Source organism: Faecalibacterium butyricigenerans, assembly GCF_020687345.1.
In the GTDB taxonomy this organism is placed as follows: Bacteria; Bacillota; Clostridia; order Oscillospirales; family Ruminococcaceae; genus Faecalibacterium; species Faecalibacterium butyricigenerans.
In genome coordinates this window covers 41,901-52,259 of the sequence record NZ_JAJEQL010000015.1, presented here as the reverse complement: position 1 = coordinate 52,259, position 10,359 = coordinate 41,901, and the positions used below count along the sequence as shown (strand labels likewise).

Annotated in this window: 11 protein-coding genes; all 11 read right to left on the bottom strand. The window is 62.6% G+C overall.

Annotation, left to right across the window (positions count from 1 at the left end):
• Positions 1-108: 108 nt before the first annotated feature.
• Entirely contained in the window at positions 109-1,032 is a 924-nt protein-coding gene (gene ylqF / locus LKD23_RS07595) for a ribosome biogenesis GTPase YlqF (RefSeq protein ID WP_227621125.1), read from the bottom strand.
• Positions 1,029-1,571 carry a signal peptidase I gene (lepB, locus tag LKD23_RS07590; protein ID WP_227621124.1) on the bottom strand — a complete coding sequence of 181 codons (543 nt, stop codon included), beginning with the start codon at positions 1,569-1,571 and terminating at the stop codon, positions 1,029-1,031. Before lepB ends, ylqF begins: the two co-directional genes overlap by 4 nt.
• Before the next feature lie 132 nt (positions 1,572-1,703).
• On the bottom strand, positions 1,704-2,045 hold the full coding sequence (rplS, locus tag LKD23_RS07585) for a 50S ribosomal protein L19 (protein ID WP_149793326.1): 342 nt from the start codon (positions 2,043-2,045) through the stop codon (positions 1,704-1,706).
• A gap of 204 nt (positions 2,046-2,249) precedes the next feature.
• Entirely contained in the window at positions 2,250-2,894 is a 645-nt protein-coding gene (locus LKD23_RS07580) for a TIGR03936 family radical SAM-associated protein (protein ID WP_227621123.1), read from the bottom strand.
• On the bottom strand, positions 2,869-4,731 hold the full coding sequence (locus tag LKD23_RS07575) for a TIGR03960 family B12-binding radical SAM protein (protein ID WP_227621122.1): 1,863 nt from the start codon (positions 4,729-4,731) through the stop codon (positions 2,869-2,871). The genes LKD23_RS07580 and LKD23_RS07575 overlap by 26 nt, the downstream gene beginning before the upstream one ends.
• Positions 4,732-4,779: 48 nt before the next feature.
• A complete protein-coding gene (locus tag LKD23_RS07570) occupies positions 4,780-5,229 on the bottom strand; it encodes a metalloprotease (protein ID WP_227621121.1) in 450 nt (149 codons plus the stop codon).
• Positions 5,226-5,765, bottom strand: coding sequence for a M23 family metallopeptidase (locus tag LKD23_RS07565; protein WP_227621120.1), 540 nt, complete (start codon positions 5,763-5,765; stop codon positions 5,226-5,228). Before LKD23_RS07565 ends, LKD23_RS07570 begins: the two co-directional genes overlap by 4 nt.
• A 98-nt stretch (positions 5,766-5,863) precedes the next feature.
• On the bottom strand, positions 5,864-8,146 hold the full coding sequence (gene ppk1 / locus LKD23_RS07560) for a polyphosphate kinase 1 (protein ID WP_227621119.1): 2,283 nt from the start codon (positions 8,144-8,146) through the stop codon (positions 5,864-5,866).
• 33 nt (positions 8,147-8,179) lie between these two features.
• Positions 8,180-8,530, bottom strand: coding sequence for a ComEA family DNA-binding protein (locus LKD23_RS07555; protein WP_227621118.1), 351 nt, complete (start codon positions 8,528-8,530; stop codon positions 8,180-8,182).
• Between the two features lie 66 nt (positions 8,531-8,596).
• On the bottom strand, positions 8,597-9,430 hold the full coding sequence (locus tag LKD23_RS07550; protein WP_227621117.1) for an HAD family hydrolase: 834 nt from the start codon (positions 9,428-9,430) through the stop codon (positions 8,597-8,599).
• Entirely contained in the window at positions 9,427-10,359 is a 933-nt protein-coding gene (locus tag LKD23_RS07545; protein WP_227621116.1) for an RluA family pseudouridine synthase, read from the bottom strand. Before LKD23_RS07545 ends, LKD23_RS07550 begins: the two co-directional genes overlap by 4 nt.

The window sequence follows — 10,359 nt, the reverse complement described above, 5'->3', positions numbered from 1 at the left end:
GGGGGCCGCGGCCCGCCTCGTCCACGCCTGCAAAGCAGCCGTACTGCGCCCGGATGTCGGCATCATAGGCGTAGAGCGGCGCAGAGATCTCCTCGTCTGTCCGGCGCTTCATTCCTCGTCCTCCTCGGCAAAGTCCGCCATATCGTCCCGCTGGGGCGGGCGCTCGAGGGAGATGCGGCCCCACTTGCAGGCGCGGAACTCGTCCACCAGCATGATCGCACAGCGCTCGGTGTCCACCTCGCCGCCCCGCACCAGCAGGCCGCGCTTGCGGCCGATGGCCTCCATCAGCTCGTAGGGCGGCAGAGCCAGCGTCTCGGCGTCCAGCTTGTACCGTTGGGCCACGAGGTCGGGATAGTTGCGGCGCACCTCATCCAGAAGGTTCATAGCCAGCTCTTCGACGTCAAGGATGTCGTCCTTGATGGAGCCGATGAAGGCCAGATTCGAGGCGATGGTCTTGGAATCGAATTTCTTCCAGAGCACGCCGGGCATATCCAGCAGGTCGAATTTCTCGGTGCTGACCCACTGCTTGCCCTTGGTCACGCCGGGGCGGTCGGCCGCCTTGGCACGGGCCGAGCCTGCGAAGGTGTTGATGAAGGTGGATTTGCCCACATTCGGGATGCCGCAGAGCATCACCTGCGTCTTTGCGCCGCCCATGCCGCGGTTCTGGCGGCGGGCCAGCAGGCCGGACAGCTCCTTCTCGATAGCGGCCTTGACGGCGTTCGCGCCGCCCTTCTGCTTGGCGCTGATGGCCACACAGCCTGCGTCGGCCTCGTGGAAGTAGCGGATCCACTCCTCCGTCACGGCGGGGTCGGCGAGGTCGGCCTTGTTCAGCGCATAGAGCTTGGGCTTGCGGGCCGTGATGCGCTCGATCTCCGGGTTGAGGCTGGACAGCGGGATGCGGGCGTCCAGCAGCACAAGGCTGGCGTCAACGTGCAGGATCTCCTGCTCCATCATCCGCAGCGTCTTGGTCATATGGCCCGGAAACCATTGGATGGTATATTGGTTTGCAAACCGGGTGTCCTGATTGTTCATTTTACTACTCCAAAATCCGAAAAGGGCAAAAAGCAGAGCAGCACTTTGCCCAGTATATCCTGTTCGTCGATGCAGCCGACATAGCTCGAGCGGCTGTCCAGCGAGGCGTTGCGGTTGTCTCCCATAACGAAGACCGTCCCCTCCGGCACAGTGTAGGGAAACTCCACGTCATAGCCCAGATAGGTCGGCTCTGCAATGTAATCCTCTTCCAGCACCTTGCCGTTCACCTTCACGGTGCCGGTGGCATAGTCGATGGAGATGGTGTCGCCGCCCTTGGCGATGACCCGCTTGACCAGCGGCCGGCCATAGCTGGTGTAGCTGTCCACGATGACCACATCGCCCCGCTGCGGCTCGTATCCTGCGCCCCAGACGATGAGCTTGTCTCCGTTTTCCAGCGTAGGCACCATCGACTCGCCATCCACCTGAATGATGCGGAAAAAGAAGGAGAACACCAGCACCAACACCAGCGCCGCCGAAATGAGCGCTTCGTACCATTCCAGCAGGCTCTGCCCACGGGCAGCGGGCTGTGACTGTTCCATATCCGATGCACCTCTTTGTCCGGGCCTGCGCCCGTTTTTATTTTCTCTGTCCCTGCGCCAAAAGCGCCGTATAACAGAAAAAAGGGGACAAACAAGTTGCCCCCTTTTCTCCCGCTTTGAAACGGGGAATCATCAAATATCGCTCTTGACCTTGGCAGCCTTGCCGGTGCGGCCACGCAGGTAGAACAGCTTTGCGCGGCGGACCTTGCCCTTACGGACAACAGTGACCTTCTCGACGAAGGGGCTGTTGATGGGGAAGACACGCTCGATGCCGACGCCGTAGGAAACGCGGCGAACGGTAAAGGTCTCTGCGACGCCGCCGTGCTTCTTTGCAATGACGGTGCCCTCGAAGGCCTGAATACGCTCACGCTCGCCTTCCTTGATACGAACATCAACGCGGACGGTATCGCCGACGTTGAACTGAGGCTTCTCAGCCTTGATGCTGCCTTCAGAAATGATCTTCAGTGCGTCCATTTTAATTCCTCCATTTGTTTTTAGACGTTCATGCACGGCGAACTGCCGTCAGAGGACCGCCCGTTTAATGATATGTGTCATTAACCCCGCTGTGGTCTCAGCGGACACTAACGCCTTAATAGGATAGCACAAACCGCCCGCAAAAGCAAGGGTTTTGTGCAAATTTATGCGGGAAATTTTCATTCCGGCCCCGCCGGGCCGTTCTTACTGAAACTTCTGCTTGTCCGCCGTCAGGAATTCGGTGCGCAGGATGGAGGCGCTCGCCGCAGACAGGCCGAATCTTGCTTCCAGCGCCGCCGTCAGCAGCGAGGGGTTCAGGTTCAGCTCCTGTGCAGCGGGCAGACAGACGGCAAAGCTCACGCTCTCCCCTTCCGGCTCAAGCGTGAGCGCGGGGACGTAGTCCTTCATCTCGACCATCCGGACGCCGCGCTTGCTCTTCTTCTCCACCGGCACGCTGTCGAGGGTGTTGTACTGCTCAAGCAGCGGCGCAGCAGAGGCCGGGTAGCGGATGCGGTAGCAGGCGTAGGCGATGGCGTCGGCCTTCATCTTTACCGGCTCCACCCGGTAGACCTCGATGCCAGTGGGCATGATGGCGTTCAGCGCCGTCTGCCACTGGGCAAAGTCGGGGGCTTCGGCCTCGGTCTTTACGTCCACGCATTCACACTCGCTCTCCTGCCCCAGCGAGAGCGGACAGGCAAAGGTCATATAGATATGGGGGTTGAAGCCCAGCGTGTGCCACACCGGCAGTCCGCTGCGCTTGAGCACCCGCTGCATCACCCGCTGCAGATCCAGCAGGGAGATGTAGGAGGCTTCGTCCCTCTTCTTAAACGAGATCCTGACTGTAATCAAAGCACGGCCCTCCTAACAGATGATTGGCACCGCAGCCGTGGCAGGCACGGTTGCAGGGCTGGGTGGTCTGGGCTGCGAGGGCCTTGTTGTACTCCCGCACCAGATATTCGTGGGTGACGCCATAGTCCATATGGCTCCACGGCGTCACCTCGTCCAGACCGATGGGGCGCTGGCAGTAGAACTTCGGGTCGATGCCCATGTCCTCGAAGACCTTCAGCCATGTGTCGTACTGGAAGCACTCCTCCCAGCCGTCGAAGTAGCAGCCCCGCTTGTAGGCCTCGAGGATGACCGGGGCCAAGCGGCGGTCGCCCTTGGCGAAGACGCCCTCGAGGAAGCTGGTGGTGCTGTCGTGGTAGTTGACCTTGATCTTCCGGCTGTGGACGCTCTCCAGCAGATGCTTCTGCTTGGCCTTGAGCATTTCCTCGGTGTCCATGGGGACGAACTGGAAGGGAGTGTGGGGCTTGGGCACGAAGCAGGCGCAGCTGATGGTCACCTGCACGCCGCGGCCCTTGGCGTGCTTGGGGTTGGAATAATAGAGGTCCACCACCTTCTGAGCCGTCTCGGCGATGCCCTCGATGTCCTCCATCGTTTCGGTGGGCAGGCCCATCATGAAGTAGAGCTTGACGGAGGTGTAGCCGTTGGCGAAGGCCAGCGAGCAGGTCTTCTCGATCTCGTCCCATGTGACGTTCTTGTTGATGACGTCGCGCAGGCGCTGGGTGCCGGCCTCAGCGGCAAAGGTCAGGCCGCTTTTGCGCACCTTGGTGGTCTTTTCGATGAGGCTCTGGGAGAAGTTGTCCATCCGCAGGGAGGGCAGCGACAGGCTGACGTGCTCTTTCGGTGCCCACTCGTTCAGGTCGTCCAGCAGCTCTTCCAGCTGGCTGTGGTCGGAGGTGGACAGGCTGGAAAGGCTCAGCTCCTCATAGCCGGTGTTGGCACAGAGGTCCTGCGCTGCCTTATTCAGCAGGCTGGCGTCGCGCTGGCGCATGGGGCGGTAGAGGAAGCCGGCCTGACAGAACCGGCAGCCCCGCACGCAGCCCCGCAGCACCTCGACGCTGGCGCGGTCCTGGATCGCGCCCACCATGGGGACAACGAAGTTGGTCGGGGGTGCAAACTCGTTCAGGTCCTTGATGATGGCCTTGGTGACGACGGCCGGGATGCCCGGCTCGTTGGGGGTGATGGACTTGACGCGGCCATCCTCGCAGTATTCGACATCGTAGAACGCCGGGATATAGACGCCGGGAATTTTGGCGATGCGGCGCAGCAGCTCCTTCTTGGAGACACCGCCCTCCTTCTTCGCCTTTTCGATCTCGGCACAGATGCCGGGCAGCTGGTTCTCGCCCTCGCCCAGCTGGATGACGTCGAAGAAATCCGCGATCGGCTCAGAGTTGCAGGCACAGGGGCCGCCTGCCACGATGAGCGGCCAGCGCTCGTCGCGGTCCTTCGAATAGAACGGGATGCCCGCCAGCTCCAGCATGGCGAGGATGTTGGTGTAGGACAGCTCATATTGGAGCGTGAAGCCCACGGCATCGAAGTCGGTGAGAGGGTCTTTGCTCTCCATCGTGTAGAGGGGCAGACCCAGACGCTCCATCTCCGCCTTCATATCCAGCCACGGCATAAAGGCGCGCTCGCACCACCAGTTCTTGTGGCTGTTCAGCAGCTCATAGAGTATCTTTTCGCCCAGAAAAGACATTCCCACTTCGTAGGTGTCCGGGAAGCAGAACGCAAAGCGGACATCCACCTCATCTTTATTTTTATACACGCTGCCCGGTTCGCCGCCGGTATAACGGCCCGGCTTCTGCACCCGGGACAGCGCTTCTTTCAGTTTCGGATCAAACATCAAGTTCCTCCATTTGACAATACGGATTTCATGTTTCCTTATTGTACCCTATTTTGAGGAGGATTGCAACAGACAGCGCACCATCTGCGCCCCGTCCAGCGGCGGGATGGGCAGGAGATTGAATGCCCCGGTGAGGACGTTGGCCGCGAGAAAGGCGCTGCCCCGGATGGTAGCGTACTGCTCCATCCGCACCGCCCAGACAGCGGCCAGCAGAGCGTTCGTCCCCGGCCCGGCGGCAGCGAGAAGAAAGGTCTGTCCCCGGGTGAGGGCCTGCCCCCTCGTCCGCATACAAAAGCCGGTTATGGTCACTTCGATGACCGGCAGGCGGCGGAAGAGGGCCAGATAGACGAGGATATGTCCCAGCTCATGGAGGACAGCGGCATACAGGCCGATGCGCAGAAAGCCGCTGGCGTCGGACCAGAGCAGCAGATACAGCGCCCCGCAGAGCAAGAGCGGGTCACGGAAGACCAGCGGCCCTGCCCGGACGAGCCGCCTCATGGCAGACCCAGCAGCGCCCCGGCGTCATAGCGAATGCCCTGCTCAAGAAGCTCGAAATGGAGGTGTGCCCCGGTGGAGCGGCCAGTCTCCCCTGCTGTGCCCAGCGGCTGGCCCGCCTGCACCACCTCCCCGGCCCGGACGAAGAGGTATTGGAGGTGGGCGTAAAGCGTCTCCTGCCCGCCGCTGTGGCTCAGGCGGAGATAGTTGCCGTAGGTCGTGCTCCGCCGGACGGCAGATACGACGCCGTCCATCACTGCCAGCACCCGCGTCCCTTCCGCGCAGGCGAGGTCTGTGCCCCGGTGAAAGGTTTCTTCGCCGGTGAGGGGGTCGGTGCGCCAACCGTAGGCGTCCGAGACGCGCCATCCATTCGTCCCCAGTGGGAAGCAGACGGCCTGCGTCGGCCGCACCCGTTCCAGCGAGCAGCCCTCCGGCGCAGTCTTGGCGGCACAGGCCCGCAGCACAGTCATACAGAACAAAACGGCGCAGAACGCCGCGAAGATGACCCACCCCTTTGTGCTCTGCTGTCTTGTCCGCATCGGCGTCCCTCCTGCTCTCTGCACTATATGCAGCAGAAGGGGCAGCCAGAACACAAAAAAGCTGCCGCCAGCTTTGGGGCTGACGGCAGCGGGTCTCATTATTTCCGGAAATATCCGAGCAGACGGCCCAGCAAGCCGGTGCTGCGGGAACGGCTCTCGGTGACGACAACGGGCATGGGGGCAGGAGCGGCCTTCGCCTGCGGCTTTTCTGCCGGGGCGGGAGCGGCGGGCTGAGGTACAGCCTTTGCGGGTGCGGCAGGCATCTCCGGGGCCTTGATGGGCTTCGGCGGTTCAACGGGCGCAGCTGCCTTGTCCCGGGCGGTCCAGTCGTCCCGGAGAAGGTCGTACATCCCCATCTGGCTGTTCACCAGCGGCTCGCCGGGGGCGGGCTTGACCTTCTGGTAGCTGCCGTCCGGCTGCATCTCGCGGGCGTTGACGTTGTCGCTGAGCTGAAGCCGGAGGATGCTGTCCAGCTTTTCCTTCAGGACGGGGTCTTCCACCCGGACGCCCACCTCCACGCGGCACTCGGTGTTGCGGGTGAGGAAATCGCCGGAGGCGATATAGGTGCGGGTGTTGACCCCATCGAAGAAGCTGTAGATGCGGCCATGCTCAAGGTAGCGGCCCACGAGGCTGCGGATGTGGAGGTTCTCGGTCTTTCCGGGCACACCGGCGCGGACGCAGCAGATTCCGCGGACGATCATGTCGATGCGGACCCCCGCACAGCTGGCCTCCTCGAGCTTCAGGATGATGTCCCGGTCGGAGATGGAGTTGTTCTTGAGGATCATGGAGGCCGGACGCCCCAGACGGGCGGCGTTGATGACCCGGTCCATCTCATCCAGCAGGACGCTCTTGAAGCGCAGCGGCGCCACCAGCATCTTTTCGCTCTCTTCCGTCAGCTTCTGCACGGCGAGGTTCTGGAAGACATTGGAAGCCTCCTCGCCGATGCCGAGGTCGGCAGTGATGAAGGAGTAGTCGGTATAAAGCTCACTGGTCTTCTCGTTGTAGTTGCCGGTGCCGATCTGGGTGATGTAGGAGTAGCCATGGGCGCTCTTTTTGGTGATGAGGGTCAGCTTGGAGTGCACCTTGTAGTCGTCGAAGCCGTAGATGACGGTGCATCCCGCTTCCTCGAGGTGCTTCGACCAGTCGATGTTGTTCTGCTCATCAAAGCGGGCGCGCAGCTCCACCAGCGCCACGACCTCCTTGCCGTTTTCGGCGGCCTCCACGAGGGCCTGCACGATCTGGGACTCCCGGGCCATCCGGTAGAGGGTCATCTTGATGGAGATGACGTCGGGGTCCTGCGCGGCCTTTTTGAGCATCGCAATGAAGGGACGGATGGACTGGTACGGATAGCTCAGCAGCACATCATGTTTTTCCACCTCGGCGGTGAGGTCGTAGTCCTGCGGAGGCAGCATGGGCCGGGCCGACGAATAGAACAGCTCCGGGTGTCCGTCGGACTCCATCCGGCTCGTGAGCTTGAAGAAGAAGCTCAGGTCAAGGGGGCTTTTCTGGACGAAGACCCGCTTGTGGGTCAGCTCGAGGCGGCTGCACAGCAGCTGCGTGACCTGCGGCGCGGCAGGGATGACCTGCAGCCGCACTGCGGCCAGCTTGCGGCGGCGCTTGAGCAGGTCGGCCATGATCTCGCGGTAGTCGATGTCATGGTCCATCATCCCCTCTTTCACGTCGATGTCGGCGTTGCGGGTGACCCGGAAGAGGCACTTTTCCTGCACGTTCTCCTTACCGAAGATAAGAGCCGCATAGTGGAGCACCAGCTCTTCCGTCAGGGCAAAAAGCGTCTCGTTGTCCTTCCGGACGAGGTGCATCCGCTCCATCTGGCTCGAGATGGGTACGATGCCGAGGGTGTTCTCCGCAGAGTGCTTTTCGTGGAGGAGGACGCCGAGGTAGATCTCCTTATTGCGCAGGAACGGGAAAGGGTGGCGGCTGTCCACGATCTGGGGGCTGAGGATGGGGAAAAGCTCGCTCTGGAAATACTTTTTCCAGAAATGCTCGTCCTCCTTGGTCAGCTTATCGAAGTCCACCTTGCGGTAGCCGCAGGCGGCCAGATTTTCCAGCGCCTTGGCGTAATATTTGTCGCAGTCCTCCTGAAGCTGGGCCGTCTTGGGCATGATGGCGGCAAGCTGCTCCTCCGCCGTCATGTTGGTCTTATTCTCCCGCTTCTCCTTCTTGCCGCGCATGAGGTTTGCCCGCTCTTGGAGCGAGCCGACGCGCACCATGAAGAACTCGTCCAGATTGGAGCCATAGATGGACAGGAACTTGAGCTGCTCGGCCAGCGGGACATTTTTATCCTTGCCCAGCACCAGCACGCGGCGGTTGAAATCCAGCCAGCTCAGTTCCCGGTTGATAAAGATGCTCTCTTCACTCATGATGATTCCTCTTTCCTGCGAGGGGGTCTCCCCTCAGCTCAGATAGACGAGGCCCTGCCATCCGTCTATCATATCCTGCGTAACGCCCGGCACCTGCGCCACCTCGCCGAGGCTCCGGAAGGGGCCGTGGGTGAGGCGGTATTCCAAGACCGCTCTCGCCTTCTTTTCCCCGAGGCCGGGCAGGGTAGTCATCGCGTCCACCCCGGCGGTGTTGAGGTCCACCCGGAAGGACTCCCGCAGCGCCTCCGGCGCGGACGCCGGAACATCCTGCGCCGGGGCGGGCGGCACGGCGTACCACAGTGCCAGCCCGACGATGCACGCTGCCGCCGCTGCTGCCAGCGCCAGAAAGCGGCGCTGGCGGGGCGCAGACATAGTTTCTTTCATTGTACTAGAAATCCCTCCGAAAAGAAAGTCTCCTGCGGAAAATTTGCAGGAGACTTTACACAATTTTTACGAAGCAGCTTCAGCACTTCGCACAAGGCCATAGAAAAACTCTGCCGCCGCGCCGGTGTCGTGGTCGGTCAGGGTCGTCTGACTGGCGGCAAGGCGCAGCTCCACCGGGGCATCGGCCGGGACGACGCTCTGCCTAGCCTGACGGACAAGCTCCAGCATCTGGCCGCATCCGGCGGCGACGGTGAGCTGGTCTGCGGTGCAGTTGATGGGCAGGCAGACCGCCCCCAGCATCGCCTCCGCCGAGACCGTGCCCGGCGTCAGCACCATGACGTCCATGCCGATGCGCTCCGAGCGCAGCATGGCGGCATTGTCCCCCAGCGCCCGTTCCAGCAGGGCCTGAATGGGCAGCTGCTGGCGGTCCTGATAGAGCAGGATGCGCAGCACGTCCTCGCCCCGGACATCGGCGGGGCTGCACAGGGTAAAGGGGGTGAACTCCCGGCGCAGATGGCGCTCAAGGGCGGTGCTCATCCGCAGCACGCGGGTGGAGCCGTCGGCCATCTGCAGCGCGATGCCAAGCCCCACCGCAGCGGGCAGCTTCTTGAAGATGGACTCCTCACAGCCCGCGAAGCTGCACAGCGGCTGGCCGCCGCCCTCCGAGAACCGGTAGGCCAGCGTGCCGCCGCAGGTCAGCGCAGGCGCGGCGAGGCGCACCCCGCCCAGCACGGCGCGGACAGCCCGGGGCGAGCGCTGGGTGAAGACGGTCAGGCGGCCGCCCCGGCTGGAAAACAGCTGCAGCACGTCCCGGACGACCTGCGGCATATTGCCGTCACCGGCCAAGAGAAGGTGGTCCAGATCGCAGAGCACGAGCGCAGAATCGAGAAGTTTTGTCATACAGTCCCCCTCCTGAGCGATGCGATAAAGTGGGTGAAATACTCCGGCAGCTCCGAATCGAAGCGGAGCTGCTCCCCCGTGATGGGGTGGATGAAGCCCAGCGTCTTGGCGTGGAGGCACTGGCCGTGGAGCTTGGTGATGCAGTTGTGCGGGCCATACACAGGGTCGCCCGCCACGGGGTGCTGGATGGACGCCATGTGGACGCGGATCTGGTGGGTGCGGCCCGTCTTGAGGCGGCACTCCAGCAGGGTGAAGCCCCCGAAGCGCTCCAGCACCTTGTAGCCGGTGTAGGCGTACTTGGTGTGCGGCTCGCTGGCCGGGTAGACCGCCATCTTTTTGCGGTCGGTCTTGGAGCGGCCCAGATTGGCCTCCACAAAGCCCTCATCCTGTGCAAAGCCGCCGTAAACGACGGTCTGGTAGGCCCGCTCCACGCTGTGGACGGCCATCTGCTGGGACAGGCCGATGTGGGTGGCGTCGTCCTTCGCCACCACCAGCAACCCGCTGGTGTCCTTGTCGATGCGGTGGACGATGCCGGGGCGTATCTCACCGCCGATGCCCGAGAGGCTGCCCTTGCAGTGCCAGAGCAGGGCGTTCACCAGCGTGCCGTCCGGGTTGCCCGGGGCCGGATGGACCACCATCCCCTTGGGCTTGTTCACCACCAGAAGATGGTCGTCCTCATACACGATGTCCAGCGGGATGTCCTGCGGCACGGCCTCGATGGGCTTTGCGTCGGGGATCTCCAGCAGGATGGTATCTCCCGCCTTGAGCTTGAGGCTCTTGGCGATGCTCCTGCCGTTGCAGAGCACATGGCCCTCGGCCACGAGGCCCTGCAGCGCGCTGCGGGAAAGCCCGGTGTCCTCCCCGCTGAGGAAGCGGTCGATGCGCTGGCCTGCGGCCTCCGCCTCCACGATAAATTCACGCTGTTCCAT